At 64.2% G+C, this 16,089-nt stretch carries 14 protein-coding genes; 8 read left to right on the top strand and 6 right to left on the bottom strand.

The window, feature by feature from the left end:
• Positions 1-79 precede the first annotated feature (79 nt).
• The 6 genes from B0G62_RS05765 (at position 80) to B0G62_RS05740 (ending at position 7,770) form a co-directional block, all read left to right on the top strand.
• Entirely contained in the window at positions 80-1,081 is a 1,002-nt protein-coding gene (locus B0G62_RS05765) for an HpcH/HpaI aldolase/citrate lyase family protein (RefSeq protein ID WP_103703219.1), read from the top strand.
• A 206-nt stretch (positions 1,082-1,287) separates the two neighbouring features.
• Complete coding sequence (locus tag B0G62_RS05760) at positions 1,288-1,818, top strand: hypothetical protein (RefSeq protein WP_103703218.1); 531 nt, start codon at positions 1,288-1,290, stop codon at positions 1,816-1,818.
• An 18-nt stretch (positions 1,819-1,836) separates the two neighbouring features.
• Complete coding sequence (locus B0G62_RS05755) at positions 1,837-3,297, top strand: bifunctional 2-methylcitrate dehydratase/aconitate hydratase (RefSeq protein WP_103703217.1); 1,461 nt, start codon at positions 1,837-1,839, stop codon at positions 3,295-3,297.
• An 80-nt stretch (positions 3,298-3,377) separates the two neighbouring features.
• Entirely contained in the window at positions 3,378-6,095 is a 2,718-nt protein-coding gene (acnA, locus tag B0G62_RS05750) for an aconitate hydratase AcnA (protein ID WP_103703216.1), read from the top strand.
• Between the two features lie 500 nt (positions 6,096-6,595).
• Positions 6,596-7,189 (top strand): IMPACT family protein, encoded by a 594-nt coding sequence (locus tag B0G62_RS05745; RefSeq protein ID WP_103703215.1) that lies wholly within the window; start codon positions 6,596-6,598, stop codon positions 7,187-7,189.
• A 341-nt stretch (positions 7,190-7,530) separates the two neighbouring features.
• Positions 7,531-7,770, top strand: coding sequence for a hypothetical protein (locus B0G62_RS05740; protein WP_103703214.1), 240 nt, complete (start codon positions 7,531-7,533; stop codon positions 7,768-7,770).
• Between the two features lie 71 nt (positions 7,771-7,841).
• Here B0G62_RS05740 and B0G62_RS05735 read toward each other — a convergent pair whose 3' ends face one another.
• A complete protein-coding gene (locus tag B0G62_RS05735; RefSeq protein WP_103703213.1) occupies positions 7,842-8,462 on the bottom strand; it encodes a hypothetical protein in 621 nt (206 codons plus the stop codon).
• Between the two features lie 99 nt (positions 8,463-8,561).
• Entirely contained in the window at positions 8,562-8,957 is a 396-nt protein-coding gene (locus B0G62_RS05730; RefSeq protein WP_103703212.1) for a hypothetical protein, read from the bottom strand.
• Between the two features lie 677 nt (positions 8,958-9,634).
• On the opposite strand from B0G62_RS05730, the gene B0G62_RS05725 reads away from it, so the two are divergent.
• A complete protein-coding gene (locus B0G62_RS05725; protein WP_027816963.1) occupies positions 9,635-10,039 on the top strand; it encodes a helix-turn-helix domain-containing protein in 405 nt (134 codons plus the stop codon).
• Between the two features lie 31 nt (positions 10,040-10,070).
• On the opposite strand, the gene B0G62_RS05720 is transcribed toward B0G62_RS05725, so the two are convergent.
• Positions 10,071-11,660, bottom strand: a complete 1,590-nt coding sequence (locus tag B0G62_RS05720; protein ID WP_244193121.1) for a GGDEF domain-containing protein — start codon at positions 11,658-11,660, stop codon at positions 10,071-10,073.
• 246 nt (positions 11,661-11,906) lie between these two features.
• Here B0G62_RS05720 and B0G62_RS05715 point away from each other — a divergent pair, with 246 nt between their 5' ends.
• Complete coding sequence (locus tag B0G62_RS05715) at positions 11,907-13,496, top strand: inorganic phosphate transporter (protein ID WP_103703211.1); 1,590 nt, start codon at positions 11,907-11,909, stop codon at positions 13,494-13,496.
• 96 nt (positions 13,497-13,592) lie between these two features.
• Here B0G62_RS05715 and ppk2 read toward each other — a convergent pair whose 3' ends face one another.
• From ppk2 to B0G62_RS05700, 3 genes are all read right to left on the bottom strand, one after another.
• Positions 13,593-14,573 (bottom strand): polyphosphate kinase 2, encoded by a 981-nt coding sequence (ppk2, locus tag B0G62_RS05710; RefSeq protein WP_103703210.1) that lies wholly within the window; start codon positions 14,571-14,573, stop codon positions 13,593-13,595.
• Positions 14,574-14,740: 167 nt separating this feature from the next.
• Positions 14,741-15,121 (bottom strand): VOC family protein, encoded by a 381-nt coding sequence (locus tag B0G62_RS05705; RefSeq protein WP_103703209.1) that lies wholly within the window; start codon positions 15,119-15,121, stop codon positions 14,741-14,743.
• A gap of 135 nt (positions 15,122-15,256) precedes the next feature.
• Positions 15,257-16,057: a FadR/GntR family transcriptional regulator gene (locus B0G62_RS05700; protein ID WP_244193120.1), complete on the bottom strand. Its 801-nt coding sequence runs from the start codon at positions 16,055-16,057 to the stop codon at positions 15,257-15,259.
• Between the last annotated feature and the right edge of the window lie 32 nt (positions 16,058-16,089).

The following is a 16,089-nucleotide window of genomic DNA, read 5'->3' as shown; positions in this document are numbered from 1 at the left end:
CACGCGCCTTGCCCGTCCGCTGGCCGCAGGACGCGTACGAATCAGGTATTCCCACAACCCTCGTCCCCTGACGCCGAAGATGCGCGCCATCCTCCCCGCGGAAGTGTTGTTTGACGGCGAAGCGCCCCCCACTCTCCTGCCCGCGTGCGACCACTACGCCGGCAGCGAGAAGCTGATGCTCAAATCCCTCGCGCTGCAGCAGGAGCTGGGTCCGGTTTTCGATATCACGCTCGACTGCGAAGACGGCGCCCAGGTCGGCCACGAGGCCGAACACGCGGAACTCGTCGCCTCGCTGCTGGGCAGCGATCACGACCGCTTCGGGCGCGTCGGCGTTCGCATCCACGATTTTCACCATCCGCACTGGCGCGACGACGTGCGCCTGATCCTGCGCGCCGCGAAGCGCGCGCCGGCGTTCTTCATGCTGCCGAAGATCCGCGCCGTGGGCGACGCCGCCGAGATGACCGCGTTCATCGAAGCCACGCGCGTCGAGATGGGCATCGAAAAAGCCATTCCCGTGCAGTTGCTGGTCGAAACCCATGGCGCGCTCGCGCGGGCGTTCGATCTCGCCGCGCTGCGCGGCGTCGAATCGCTCAGCTTCGGGCTGATGGATTTCGTTTCCGCGCACGACGGCGCGATTCCCGACAGCGCCATGCGCTCGCCCGGCCAGTTCGACCATCCGCTCGTGCGCCGCGCCAAACTCGAAATCGCCGCGGCCTGCCATGCGTTTGGCAAGATTCCGTCACACAACGTGAGCACAGAAGTGCGCGATATGGCGACCGTCGCGAACGACGCCCGGCGCGCGCGCAACGAGTTCGGCTACACGCGCATGTGGAGCATCCACCCCGCGCAGATTCCGGCCATCGTGGCCGCTTTCGCGCCGCGCGACGAGGAAATCGTCACCGCCGCCGAGATCCTGCTGGCCGCGCAGCACGCCCAATGGGGCCCGACACGCCACGGCGACACGCTGCACGACCGCGCGAGCTACCGTTACTACTGGTCGGTGCTGCGCCGCGCACGCTCGACCGGCCGCACGGTGCCGGTGGAAGCCGCGCCGCTGTTCGGCGAGGGCGCGACGGCATGATGGCGCGACGTGGTTGACTCGGGAAGAGACTTCGGAAAGAACCGGCCAACAGAATTATTTTGACACCGGAAAAACTGAAATTCGTGCCGATAAATAGGTGAAAATAGCGTCCGCTGCGCGCTCACGGGGCGCGCGTAGTGCAACCGGCGGCCACAGCCCGTGGCCGCGCACTGTTCAACCGATTTGAGACATAAAGGTCCGACTCCATGAAGAAATTGCTGATCGCTACCATCATTGGCGCGCTGTCCTCGACGATGCTGCTGGCCGCTACCGACGCCGCCGCGCAAGGCACCACGTCGACGACGGCGAAAAAGCCCGCGAAGCCGGCACCGAAGCACCGCATCATCAAGCGCAAGGTCAACCCGGCCAAGGAAGCGAAGGTCGACGCCGTGCCGGAAGGCTCGGAACACTGGAGCTGCGCGGAAGGCATGCAGTTCGACCTGAAGGGCGACATGGCGCGTGACCAGATCGTCACCGTTCACTGGGCGAACAAGAACTACAACCTGCCGCGTCAATCGACGACGACGGGCGCGGACCGTTTCCACGACGCCGCCACCGGCCTCGACCTGGTCGTGATCCCAACCAAGGCGATGCTGTTCTCGGACAAGGACAGCTCGCGTCTGGCCGACGAGTGCAAGACTGTTGCAATGCAGCAAGGCGCAATGGCGCCGACCCAGGCGAACGCCCTGAACCCGGCGAACCGCGCAGCACCGGCGAGCGGCGCATCGGGCCAGTAAGGACCGAGGAAAGCCTCGATGTCCGCCCCGATCCCCAACGTCAGGCCGCAGCCGGATCAGGTATTGGTCGATATCGTCGACTACGTCCTGAACGTGCCTGTCGTGTCGGACGATAGCGCGCTCGCGCTGTCGACGGCCCGGCATTGCCTGATCGACACGCTCGGCTGCGGACTCGAAGCGCTTTCCTACCCCGCCTGCACCAGGCTGCTGGGACCGATCGTGCCAGGCACGATCGTCCCGCACGGTGCGAAGGTGCCCGGCACCTCATTCCAGCTCGACCCGGTTCAGGCCGCCTTCAATATCGGCGCGATGATCCGCTGGCTCGACTTCAACGATACCTGGCTTGCCGCCGAGTGGGGGCATCCGTCGGATAACCTGGGCGCGATTCTCGCGACCGCCGACTGGCTCTCGCGCACGGCCGTGACGCACGGCAAGCCGCCGCTCACCATGAGGCATGTGCTTGAAGCCATGGTGAAGGCGCACGAGATCCAGGGCTGCATTGCGCTGGAAAACTCGTTCAACCAGGTCGGTCTCGACCACGTGCTGCTCGTCAAGCGCGCCTCGACCGCCGTGGCCGGGCAGATGCTCGGCCTGACGCGCGACGAACTCATCAACGCCGTCTCGCTCGCGATGGTCGATGGCCAGGCGCTGCGCACCTACCGCCATGCGCCCAATACGGGCTCGCGCAAGTCGTGGGCCGCAGGCGACGCCACCTCGCGCGGCGTGCGCCTCGCGCTCATGGCGAAAACGGGCGAGATGGGCTATCCGTCGGCGCTCACGGCAAAAACCTGGGGTTTTTACGACGTCTCGTTCAAGGGCCGGCCGTTCAGGTTCCAGCGCCCCTACGGCACGTACGTGATGGAAAACGTGCTGTTCAAGATCGCGTTCCCCGCCGAATTCCACGCGCAGACCGCCGCCGAAGCCGCCATGACGCTGCATGGCCAGCTCGCGCAACAGGGTAAAACGGCGCAGGACGTCAAGCGGATCACCATTCGCACCCACGCCGCGGCGATCCGCATCATCGACAAGACCGGGCCGCTGGCGAACCCCGCCGACCGCGACCACTGCATCCAGTACATGGTCGCCGTGCCGCTGCTGTTCGGCCGCCTCACCGCCGCCGACTACGAAGACGATATTGCGGGCGACCCGCGCATCGACGCGCTGCGCGCCAAGACGGTCTGTGTCGAAGACCCGCGGTTCACGCAGGATTACCACGACCCCGCGAAGCGTTCGATCGCCAATGCACTGACTGTCGAGCTAAACGACGGCACGACGCTGCCCGAAGTCGTGGTGGAGTACCCGATCGGCCATCGCCGGCGCCGCGACGAAGGCCTCCCGCTGCTGATCGAGAAGTTCAAGACCAACCTCGCGCGCCGCTTCCCCGCGAAGCAGCAGCACGCCATTCTCGACGTCTCGCTCGATGCGGCACGTCTTGAAGCCATGCCGGTGAACGAATACGTAGACTTGTATGTGATCTGAGCAATCGGACAGATATCAGCACCCGCAGCATACGTGTAGTAAGAAAGCGTTATTTCCGCGATTAAACGAAGGAAAACACCATGGCCCACAATCTCCACAAAACGCTAAAGGAATTCGACAGCGGTTCCGGCAAAGGCAAGTTCTACTCGCTGCCGCAACTCGGCAAGCAGCTCGGCGTGAAGATCGATCGCCTGCCGGTTTCGATCCGTCTCGTGCTCGAGTCCGTGCTGCGCAACTACGACGGCAAGAAGATCGCGGAAGAGCACATCGAGCAACTCGCGAACTGGAAGCCCAACGCATCGCGCGTCGATGAAATCCCGTTCGTGGTCGCCCGCGTCGTACTGCAGGACTTCACCGGCGTGCCGCTGCTCGCCGACATCGCGGCCATGCGCGGCGTCGCGCAACAGGTCGGCAAGGACCCGAAGGTCATCGAACCGCTCGTGCCGGTGGATCTCGTCGTCGACCACTCGGTCCAGATCGACTACTTCCGCCAGAAGGACGCGCTCGACCTGAACATGAAACTGGAATTCCAGCGCAACAACGAGCGCTACCAGTTCATGAAGTGGGGCATGCAGGCGTTCGACACGTTCAAGGTCGTGCCCCCGGGCATCGGCATCGTCCACCAGGTCAACCTGGAATACCTCGCGCGCGGCGTGCACAAGAAGGCTGAAGGCGGCGATACCGTCTACTACCCGGACACGCTCGTCGGCACCGACTCGCACACCACGATGATCAACGGCATCGGCGTGGTGGGCTGGGGCGTGGGCGGCATCGAAGCCGAAGCCGGCATGCTCGGCCAGCCGGTGTACTTCCTCACGCCGGACGTCGTGGGCGTGGAACTGAAGGGCAAGCTGCGCGAAGGCTGCACGGCCACCGACCTCGTGCTGACCATCACCGAAATGCTGCGCAAGGAGAAGGTCGTCGGCAAGTTCGTCGAGTTCTTCGGCGAAGGCACGGCCTCGCTGTCGCTGCCGGACCGCGCGACCATCGGCAACATGGCGCCGGAATACGGCGCGACCATGGGCTTCTTCCCGGTCGACGAAAAGACCATCGACTACTTCAAGGGCACGGGCCGCACGGAAGCGGAAATCGCCGCCTTCGAGAACTACTTCAAGGCGCAGGAACTGTTCGGCGTGCCGAAGGCCGGCGAGATCGACTACACCAAGACGCTGGTGCTGGATCTGGGCACGGTCGCGCCGTCGCTGGCCGGTCCGAAGCGCCCGCAAGACCGCATCGAAATCGGCAACGTGAAGTCGACCTTCACGGACCTGTTCTCGAAGCCGGTCGCGGAAAACGGCTTCAACAAGAAGGCCGACGACCTCACGGCCGAATACGCGGTCACCGACAAGGTCAATCTGCACAACGGCGACGTGCTGATCGCGGCGATCACGTCATGCACGAACACGTCGAACCCGTCGGTGCTGCTGGCCGCCGGCCTGCTGGCGAAGAAGGCCGTGGAAGCGGGCCTGACGGTCGCGCCGCACATCAAGACCTCGCTCGCCCCCGGCTCGCGCATCGTCACCGAATACCTGACGAAGACGGGCCTGCTGCCCTATCTGTCGAAGCTCGGTTTCGAACTGGCCGCTTATGGCTGCACGACCTGCATTGGCAACGCGGGCGACCTGACGCCGGAACTGAACGAGTCGATCGTCAAGAACGACGTCGTCGCAGCCGCCGTCCTGTCGGGCAACCGTAACTTCGAAGCGCGGATTCACCCGAACATCCGCGCGAACTTCCTGGCTTCGCCGCCGCTGGTCGTCGCCTACGCGATCGCGGGCAAAATCACGCGCGATCTGATGACCGAGCCGGTCGGCAAGGGCAAGGGCGGGCGCGACATCTACCTCGGCGACATCTGGCCGACGAGCGAAGAAGTCAACGCGCTGCTCAAGTTCGCGCTCGACGCGGACGTTTACCAGAAGAACTACGCCCAGCTCACGAAGAAGGGCGACCTGTGGAGCAAGATCGAAGGCGAGGAAGGCCAGGTCTACGACTGGCCGAAGTCGACCTACATCGCCGAGCCGCCGTTCTTCGGCAAGAACTTCTCGATGACGCCGTCGTCGGGCGTCGCTGAAGTCAAGGGCGCGCGCGCGCTGGGCATCTTTGGCGATTCGGTCACGACCGACCACATCAGCCCGGCCGGCTCGATCAAGGAAGACTCGCCCGCAGGCAAGTGGCTGAAGGAAAACGGCGTGCAGAAGGCCGATTTCAACAGCTACGGCTCGCGCCGCGGCAACCACGACGTCATGATGCGCGGCACGTTCGCGAACGTGCGCATCAAGAACCTGATGATCCCGGCGAAGGCCGACGGCACGCGCATCGAAGGCGGCCTGACGATCCATCAGCCGAGCGGCGAACAACTGTCGATCTACGACGCAGCGATGAAGTACATCGACGCCGGCACGCCGACCATGGTGTTCGCGGGCGAAGAGTATGGCACGGGTTCTTCGCGTGACTGGGCCGCCAAGGGCACGCAGTTGCTGGGTGTGAAGGCCGTGGTGGCGCGCAGCTTCGAGCGCATCCACCGCTCGAACCTGGTCGGCATGGGCGTGCTGCCGCTGCAGTTCAAGGGTTCGGACAGCGTGCAGACGCTCGGCCTGACCGGCGAGGAAACGTTCGATATCGAAGGCCTCACGGACGACTTCAAGCCGCAGCAAGACCTGACGCTCGTGATCCATCGCAAGGACGGCAAGGATGAGCGCGTGCAGGTGCTGCTGCGTATCGACACGCCGATCGAAGTCGACTACTACAAGCACGGCGGTATTCTGCCGTTCGTGCTGCGCTCGCTGCTCGCGGCTTAAGCGGCAACGGCGTACGCAGTTTTTGCAGGTGCCGCGCCCGGCAACGGGTGCGGTCACACTTGGAGCCCGGCGAAAGTCGGGCTTTTTTTTCGCGTTGCGACGGAATTTTGACGGGCGTAACGTGGAATCGCCTCTTGAGAACAGGCGAGCCTTATGAACCCCGGTCCTCGGACAGCGTCCCGACCGGGATTTTTTTTTGGATGCTTCGGAGAGTCCGCGCCGGGGAAAAAACAGGCGCAGCATAAAGAATTCGGAAAATGACGGATCACCGAATGAGGAGTTCGGCATCGCCCCAGCCAGAGCTAGACCCGTCACGAACATCATTATCGGGCCTCGCTCCCGATGCGTCATTAGCACAAGCCGCAAGAATCCATTACAGATATTGTCAAGATGTGCGCACGCGTCCTGTGGTCGCAGTTTTCGGCGCTTGCCAGGGCACTGCCAGCGCCACCGCGCGTATCCGCTAACATGACGGTTTCCTCCACGCCGTCTCGCCTGCTTTGCCCACCTATACCCTCGCCTCAACCGTCAGCGCGGAGCTTGAGATCCGCAAGAGCCGTTTCATCGGACTCGCGATTCCGGTCGCCGACCGCGACGCGGCCATGATCGAGCTGCGCCGTCTACGCGACGAACACCCCGCCGCCACGCACGTCTGCTGGGCGCTGCTCGCCGGCGGCCAGTCCGGCATGTCCGACGATGGCGAGCCCTCCGGCACCGCAGGCAGGCCGATTCTGGAAGTGCTGCGCCATCACGATCTGGACGGCGTGCTGGCCGCCGTGGTGCGCTATTACGGCGGCGTGAAACTGGGCGCGGGCGGCCTCGTGCGCGCCTATACCGACGCCATCGCGAGCACGCTGCAGAACGCGCCGCGCATCGAGCGCGTGGCTCAGGCGCGGCTGATGGTGGAAGTCGGCTATCCCGACGAAACGCACGTGCGCCACTGGATCGAGCAGGCCCAGCACACGCTCGTGGACAGCCGCTACACGATGACGGTGCGGCTCGCCATACAGATGCCGGTCACGGCCGTGGACGCAGCGCGCGACGCGCTGCGCGACCTCACGCAAGGGCGCGCGGGCTTTCCCGAGCACGAGTGAACGCGGGTCGAAGTTGCTGACGCTTGCAAACCTGATGATCGGTGAAACGTCCGCGCAAAAAAATAGCCGCCGATAAGGATCGGCGGCTAAACAGGGGACGTGAAGAACAACCGCGAATCGACTATCGAATCGACCCGACGCACTCATCATGGCTTCGCAAAATTAAGGCAAACTTAAACGCGCTCAAATACGTGCGAAATCTTTCCTGACAAAATGTGACGCGTACGCCGTGAAAGCGCAGAATCGGCCCATCGCTATAATCGATTCGAGTCTGATTCGAGTCGGCCGGCGGGCTGCGTGCGGTGAGCAGCCTGCCAGTTGTCACCCACGGGGAGGATCCCATGATTTTCGATCGACTGAGAGCCGGCGCCGGTCCGGAACGACGCCATCGCGTCTGGACCAGGCTGCGCATCCTCGTGGCCGCCATCGGCACGCTGGGCTCGGCAACGGGCATTGCCATCGCCGTGATCGGCCTGGTGGAATTCAATCATGCCAAGGTGGTGACAGGCGCACTCGTCATCATCGTCTCGACCGCCGTGTACGTGTCGATCCTCGTGCGCGATCGCGACCGGGTCGATTGACGACGGTATCGGCAGATGCGGCCATGCAGTGAGCGAGTGAGCGCGCCCGGTTTCAGGCGCGCTTTCTTTTGCTACTCCACGCGTGCGCCGTTGCGCACCACCTGCACGGCCGTTGCGCCCACATAGTCGGCGCGAATGCTGTCGCCTACCTTGAGCTTTTCGATCGGTACATCCTGCGGCACGCCCACCACGACGGTGCGCGTCGGGCCGCGCAGCGTCACCTTGCGGTGGGCGCGGTCGATCTTCTGGACCGTCGCCACCACCTGCACCGCCCTTGCCGCCGCCGTCACGCCGCCTGAGGCCGGTGTCTCCGCTGTCGTTTCCACACGCGCGCGAATACCCTTGGTGTCCACCTTGTCCGCACGCAGCAGCAGCGCTTCCTTGTAGACGATGTTGACCTGGTCGCCTGGCGCGAGTTTGCTGACGTTTGCAACGGCGGGATCTACCGCCACCGTCACCTGCCTGCCCTGCGCGCCGCGCAGCGTGACGGTGTTGGCCGCAGCATCCACGCTCACTACATGCGCCACGGTCTGCACCTCGCCGGTTTGCAGCACGCCAACGGGCGCGCTCGCCGCCGCATCGGGCGCCGACGCCGTCTGCGCGTAGAGCGGCACGCATACGGTCAATGACGTCAATGCGGCCAGCACGGCGCTCACGCGCAGCAAGTACCCGGAATGGTCGTTGATTCTCATGGCAGGCTTCCCTCGTTGTCGGATATCTGTCGATACACAATTACAACGCATAACTAACTAATTGAAGAATGCCGGAATCCGGCATCCGACTACGCGCGTTCAAGCCTCGTGCAACGCAGGCACGGGCACGGCGCTGCGATAGTGCTCATACACACGCTCGCGCTCTTCGCTCGCAAGCTGACGCTTCTCCGCGAGTTTGAGCATGCGATGACGATCGGCCCCGAGCGTGGCGTAATAACGATCGGAATGCAGGCGTCTGAGGCGCGTGTAGAAGTCCGGCCCGGGCAGGCCCGAATCGGTCGCGAGCAGCGCGGCGTAATCGGCCACCTGCGGTTCGCACAAGGCCGCCGCCGCGGTTTCGAGTTTCTCGTAGCGCTCGCGCAGCGGCACGTCCTGCGCGAACAACGCGTGAAACGCGCCATAAGGCACGAGTCCGCGCCGACTCGCCGCCCGCCTCAGCAGACGTTCAACCTTTTCGTCGAGTTCCTTGTTCATCCCCAATGGCCGTCAAGCGGTTCGCAGCAAGGCCATGTATCGATCACAACACATGCCCCGGACGTCCCGGCGGTTTAGCGATATCCAGTTCGCATAAGTACGCAATGCAATACGTAATTAAGCCAATCCGGCAAACCCGTTTATCCAATCAAAAGGAATGCGTAATTCCATTCATGCCGATTCGGAAAAGGCATTCTGCACAAATTTCCCGATTCGATGCCGTTAAGTGTGCCATTGGAATGCAAGCGGGAATGCAAGCGACGTGTTAAAAAAGATTGCAAACGTCGAGGCGCCCGCCGATTGGGTGTGTCATGGCACGAATGCTCGCCGGGGACGCGTATTGTTGAGCGAATCGGGCACGATCATTTTTTCCGATAGACCAGGAAAATCGCTAAGTCAAGCAGACTATTTTTCCGCCAGCTATACACAATCCATACAAAAACAATTATTAATATCCGCTGCGGGACAACCTGGACCTCGTGCCACTGGAGCACTCAGGGTTATTCCGCAAGCGCCCCCGCGTGGGCGCATCGTTTCGCCGTCCGCGATGGCCCCGCATCACGCAGCAGCTTTGCAGGACCGTAGCAAGCGACTAGACCCGCATGCACTGAGAGGGTTGACTGGAGCGGCGCTTCCGTAAGCCGCATGACCGGAATCTTTCGTTGACGAGTGATCACATGCTTACCAGAACCGAGAATTTGCCGAGCGTCGCGCGCCGAATGGCTGCCGGCCAGATGTTGGTGGATGGTGCAACGGTGAACGCCGTGGCCGACTCCCTGCACCTCTCCGCCCAGACGGTGCGTCGTTACAAAACCATCGTGGAGGACGGCGGGCTCACTGCGCTTCAGCAGATGAGCGTCGGCGGCCGGCCTTCGGTGCTCGACCAGGCCGCGCTAGGCTGGATTGCGGGCGCGCTGCATGGCTCCGCCCGCGAACACGGCTTTCCCAGCGACGCCTGGACCAACAGCCGCGTGCGCGAACTGATCGGCCGGCAATTCGGCGTGCATTACTCGCGCGTCTATACCTGGCAGATCGTGTCGAATCTGGGACTGGGCCACCGCCTGTCGAAATCGGCGCGCTAAAGGTGCACTGAAAGCACTCAAGGCGCGCGATTCAGGCCGCAGGCGGCGCGTTTGCTGCACCCGCCTCGCCGGTCCACTCTTTTGCATGCACCTGGTTGCGCCCCGCCGACTTCGCTTCGTAGAGCAGCACGTCGGCGGCGGCCAGCAATTGCGCGGCGCTGCCGCCGACGGGCGGCTCGCAACTCGCGCAGCCCACGCTCACCGTGACGCGGCCGTAGCGCGAGCCGCTATGCGAGAGATTGGCCGACTCCACCCGCCGCCGGATCTTTTCCGCGATCTTCTGCGCGCCCGCCAGCGGCGTGCCGGGCAGCACGACGGCGAACTCCTCGCCGCCGTAGCGCGCCGTCATGTCCACAGCGCGCCGCGAGCCCGAGGCGATGCGCTCGGCCACCAGCGCGAGCACTTCATCGCCCGCGCCATGTCCGTAGGTGTCGTTGAAGAGCTTGAAGTGGTCGATGTCTAAAAACAACACCGCGAGCGGCTGCTGCAAACGCACAGCGCGCCGCCATTCGGAATTCAGGCGCTCATCCAGCGCCCGCCGATTGGCGAGGCCCGTTAGCGGATCGGTCAGCGCAAGACGCTGCAACGCGGCTTGCGCGAGCACCTTGTCGCGCAATACGAACGCCAGAATCCACGACACCGCGACCCACGCCCCGCCGAACATCGTCGTCATGGCCAGGGCGATCGACGCGCGGCGCCGCCAGCCCGCGAGAATATCGTCGACGGCGGGCGCAACGCCGACGATGATCGGCGTGTTGTCCACGTGCGCGTAGGTGTAAACGCGCAGCACGCCGTCCGCCTCCGAATGCGCGGTGAACGTGCCTGTGTCGTGCCGCGAGATGATCTTGTAGTTGTGCCAGCTCGCGTAATTCGCGCCGATGCCAAGCGGCATCATCGGCTTGCTCGCGAGCAGCGTGCCGTCCTGCATGATGATGAAGACACCGCCGCGCTGCCCCACGTCGATGCGATCGATCAGCTGCTCGAAATACTCGAGCCGCACGCCGAGCAGCGCCGCGCCCGCGAACGTACCGTCGGGCGCGTCAATGCGCCGTGACAACGCGATCGACAGCACGCCCTGCCGCAAGCGGGATCGATAGGGCTTCGAAATGAACAGCCCCGCATGGGGATCGCGCTGCTGCGCAACGAAATAGTCGCGGTCGGCGAGCGACACGCCGGGCGTCAGGACGCCGCTCTGCGAGGCCTTCACGTGCCCCTGCGCGTCCAGCACATACGCCCCGCCGAGAAACGACGCCGCCGTCGCCCGATCGAACAGCATGCGCTGGCGCAACGTGGCGGGCAGTTCCCAGGTCTGCGGCTGCTGCGCACCGGAGACCACGGCACGCAGCGAAAGATCGTAAAGCTCGACATTGCGCGCGATATCGCTCGTCACGATGCGCACGATATTCGACGAATTCTCGACCGCGTGGCGCAGTTCCTCGGCGCGGCCTTCATAGAGCGCGGCGTAGGTCAGCGCCGCCATCGCGGTGGCAATGATCGTCCCTGCCCACCCCGTGAAAAAAGGGTGGCCGCCGATCAATCCGGTGACGGATTTGCCGCCCGCGAAAACCCAGCGTCGCGCACGCAAACGCCAGCCCGGCGCGAAAACACGTCTCGCCCGCACACACGCGGACGGCTCCTGCACAGACTCTTGTATCCGATCCGCCAAGTACGCAATCCTCCGACAAAAACCGTCCCAAACGGCCTGTTTCAGGGCTTACGGCATGGCTTGCACGCCGATGTCATCAATCCGTCACGCATGCTCCGCATGATCGGGAGCGTTGCTTTCACCGCCGCTTTCAAAGCGGTTTCGACTGAACCCATCCCCTGACTGATCTCACTACTCGCTACATACAGGAGCCTGCTCGTCATGCCGGACCTTTCCCTGTCACCGCAGCCGGGCGCCGCTGCCTCGCGCGGCCGTAACGCGAGCCTGCTGGTTTTTCTGCTCGTCATCGCTGCTGGCGCCGTCTATGTCGGCATGCATCTCGCCGACGACCTTTCTCCTGTGCGAGAAAGCTCCGCGCTACCGTGGCTGCTGCTCGGCATCGCCCTGCTGATCGCACTGGGCTTCGAATTCGTCAATGGCTTCCACGATACCGCGAATGCGGTCGCAACCGTTATCTACACGCATTCGCTCTCGCCCAACCTCGCCGTGATCTGGTCGGGCGCCTGGAACTTCCTCGGCGTGCTGACTTCGACGGGTGCCGTGGCCTTCGGCATCCTGCAACTGCTGCCCGTCGAGCTGATCCTGCAGGTAGGCAGCAGCGCGGGCTTCGCGATGGTATTCGCGCTGCTGATCGCAGCCATCATCTGGAACCTCGGGACGTGGTATTTCGGCCTGCCGTCGTCGAGCTCGCACACGCTGATCGGCTCGATCATCGGCGTGGGCCTGATGAACCAGTTGATGCACGGCACCAACGGCACGAGCGGCGTGGACTGGAGCCAGGCGCTTGGCGTCGGCAAGTCGCTGCTGTTCTCGCCGATCGTGGGCTTCCTGCTGGCCGCGCTGCTGCTGCTCGTGCTCAAGGCGCTGGTGAAGGTGCCGGCGCTCTACAGCGAGCCGAAGGGCAGCGAGCCGCCGCCGTTCTGGATCCGCGCGCTGCTGATCCTCACCTGCACGGGCGTGTCGTTCGCGCACGGCTCGAACGACGGGCAGAAAGGCATGGGCCTCATCATGCTGATCCTGATCGGCACGGTGCCGACCGCCTACGCGCTCAACAAGGCCGTCACGCCTGCCGAAACGCAAACCTTCGTCGCCGTCGCGCACGAAGCCGCCAACACGCTGAACAAGTACGCGAACGGCGTGGCCGCGCCCGCCGATTCCCGCGCCGAAGTGGAACGCTTCGTCGGCACGCGCACGCTCACGCCGGCAACGGTGCCCGCGCTCGCCTCGCTCAGCAACCAGCTCGGCCAACAGGTGGGCAACTATGAATCGATGGCGCAGGTGCCGCAATCGGTGGTCGATAACGTGCGCAACAACATGTATCTGACCTCCGAAGCGATCCGCCTGATGAACAAGGCGAAGCAACCCGCCTTCTCTGCCATCGACGCCAAGGCCATCGACAACTTCAAGGCGCAGAACGACCACGCGACCAAGTTCATCCCGACGTGGGTGAAGGTGGCCGTGGCGATCGCGCTGGGTCTCGGCACGATGGTGGGCTGGAAACGCATCGTCGTGACGGTGGGCGAGCGCATCGGCAAGACGCACCTGACCTACGGCCAGGGCGCGAGCGCCGAACTCGTGGCGATGGCGACGATCGGCGCCGCCGACGTCTACGGCCTGCCGGTGTCGACCACGCACGTGTTGTCCTCGGGCGTGGCGGGCACGATGGCCGCGAACGGATCGGGCCTGCAATGGAACACGGTGCGCAGCCTCGTGCTCGCATGGGTGCTCACGCTGCCGGTGTCGATCGCGCTCGCGGGCGCGCTTTACTGGGTGTTCCGCCACCTGTTCTGATCGTCCCGGTCTGGGCGAAGCCGCATAAAAAAGCCGCGCCTCTCACTCACGAGGCGCGGCTTTTGCGTTTCAGTCGCGTCAGTGCGCCAGATGCGCTCAGTAGATCTCGGGCACGATCATGCTTTGCGGCACCGGCTGGCGAATGTAGTCGGGATGATGCACGCGCGCGGGCAGCGTCACCTGCGGATGCTCGATCTCGTGATACGGCACCTGACTCAGCAGATGGCTGATGCAGTTCAGGCGCGCGCGCTTCTTGTCCACGCCCTGCACGACCCACCACGGCGCTTCCGGAATATGCGAGCGCTGCAGCATCACTTCCTTGACGTGCGTGTACGCTTCCCAGCGGCGGCGGCTTTCGAGATCCATCGGCGAAAGCTTCCACTGCTTGAGCGGATCGTCGATACGGCTCTGGAAGCGCACTTCCTGTTCGTCGTCGGTGATCGAGAACCAGTACTTGACGATCTGCACGCCGCTGCGCACGAGCATCTTTTCGAACTCGGGCACCGAGCGGAAGAATTCCTCGTACTCGTCGTCGGAGCAGAAGTTCATCACGCGCTCGACGCCCGCGCGGTTGTACCAGCTACGGTCAAACAGCACCATTTCGCCGCCCGCCGGCAGATGCTGGACATAGCGCTGGAAATACCACTGCGTGCGTTCGCGGTTGTTCGGCGCAGGCAGCGCGGCCACGCGGCACATGCGCGGGTTCAGGCGCTGCGTGATGCGCTTGATGACGCCGCCCTTGCCCGCCGCGTCGCGGCCTTCGAAGATCACGACGAGCCGGTGGCCCGTGCTGATGATCCAGTCCTGCATCTTCACGAGTTCGCCCTGCAGGCGGATCAGCTCGCGGAAATAGACGCGGCGCAGCGCGCGCGCTTCGTCGCCGATATCGAGGCCGCCTTCCTGCAGGCGGTCGTCGACTTCCATTTCGAGCTCTTCGTCGTAGGCATCCAGGAGTTCTTCGTTGAGACGGCGGCGGCGCTCGCGTTCGACTTCCTGGCTCGCCTGCGCGTCGGCTTCGCGCTCCGAGCCGTAGCCCGCATCCCGCGCGGCCTGTCCCGCGCGATCCAGTTCGTTCATGGCGACTCTCCTCTTTCGATGAATGACAACCCGCGACGCTATCGCTTCGCGTGCATCCCGACAGCGGATGCACCGCGCGCAGATGGACACGGCCACGCGCCACTATCGGCGCTACGGGTGTCACACATATTTCAAATGCATTATTGCGGGCCGCGCAGCCTGACCGCTCAACCTAGGGGCTTCGCGAAACTCAATTCATGGCCGTCCGGATCGAGCACATGGAAATAGCGCTCGCCCCACGGCGCATCCTGCGGCGCGAACTCCGGTGTCAGGCCCGCCGCGCAAACCTGCGCATAAAAGACATCGACATCCGAGACATAAAAGATCGCGCGTCCCCAGCCCTCGACCTTGCCATGCTGCCCTTCGAGCAGATTCAGATAGCAGGCCGGCCCGATCTCGCCGAGCACGAACGACGCAAATCCCGCAATCGACGGCCCGGGTTTGTGCGCAAAACCCAGCGCTTCATAGAAGCGCACGGAACGCGCAATGTCGCTCACGGTGAGCGTCACGGCGCTCAGGGATTCGATACGCGCGGTGGGCGGGTTCATGGCCTTGCCTCCTTGTTGTCGGTTTGTCGTGCCGCTTCATTAACGTTCCGTTGCCGGTCGTCATGGCGACGGTGTTTGCGCCGACTTTAGCAGCCTTTGGCTGCCGCAAGCCGTCTGGTCGTCGCGCGGCTGCGCCTAAGCACCGCTCGCGCGGCGCGCGCGGCGTTTCGGAGCCGGACTACCTGGCCACATAGCACGCTCACTGGTAGGACCAGTTTCGAGCAAGCCGCTCTCCTCGCCCACCCGCGCCCGCACGAAATCGATATGCGTCTGCATGGCCGTGCGGGCTTCCTCCGGGCGGCGCGCGAGGATCGCGTCGCACAGCGTACGGTGCTGCAGCAGCAACAGGCCGGATGCGTCCGCATTCTGCTCGCGCAGGCCCGTACCGTTGATCGTGATGTGCTCGCGCAACACGCCCAGCACGCTCGTGTGCAAGTGCAGGAACATGGCGTTATGCGAGGCTTGAGCGATGACTTCGTGGAGCTTCGCATCGGCATCGGCTTCCGCGCCTTTGTCGTCGCTCTCGCGCGTGCGCTCCAGTTCGTCCATCAGCGCGCGGATACGCGCGAGATCGTCGTCGCTCGCGCGCAGCGCCGCGAAATACGCCGTCGCCCCTTCCAGCACGCGGCGAAATTCGAGAATGTCGTCGCGTAACGCCGGATGATCGGCGACCAGTTGCCCCCAGGGCGAAGCAAAGCCCGTGCGCAACTGATCGGTCACGAACACGCCAGCGCCCGCTCGACTGGCCACGAGACCCCGCGCGGCGAGGCGCTGGATCGCCTCGCGCACGGTATTGCGCGCCACGCCGTAATCCTGCGCCAGCACGCGCTCGGACGGCAGTTTCTCGCCCGCGCGCCATGTGCCGTCGAGCAACGCGGTTTCCATCCGGCGCATCACGGTTTCGACGCGACCACGCGCGCCAGCCCTGTCCCTCATTGCCTGTCCCCGAACCCTCGTCTGATGAGGCG

The organism is Paraburkholderia eburnea (assembly GCF_002917095.1).
In the GTDB taxonomy this organism is placed as follows: domain Bacteria; phylum Pseudomonadota; class Gammaproteobacteria; order Burkholderiales; family Burkholderiaceae; genus Paraburkholderia; species Paraburkholderia eburnea.
This window is presented reverse-complemented; position numbering and strand designations above follow the sequence as displayed.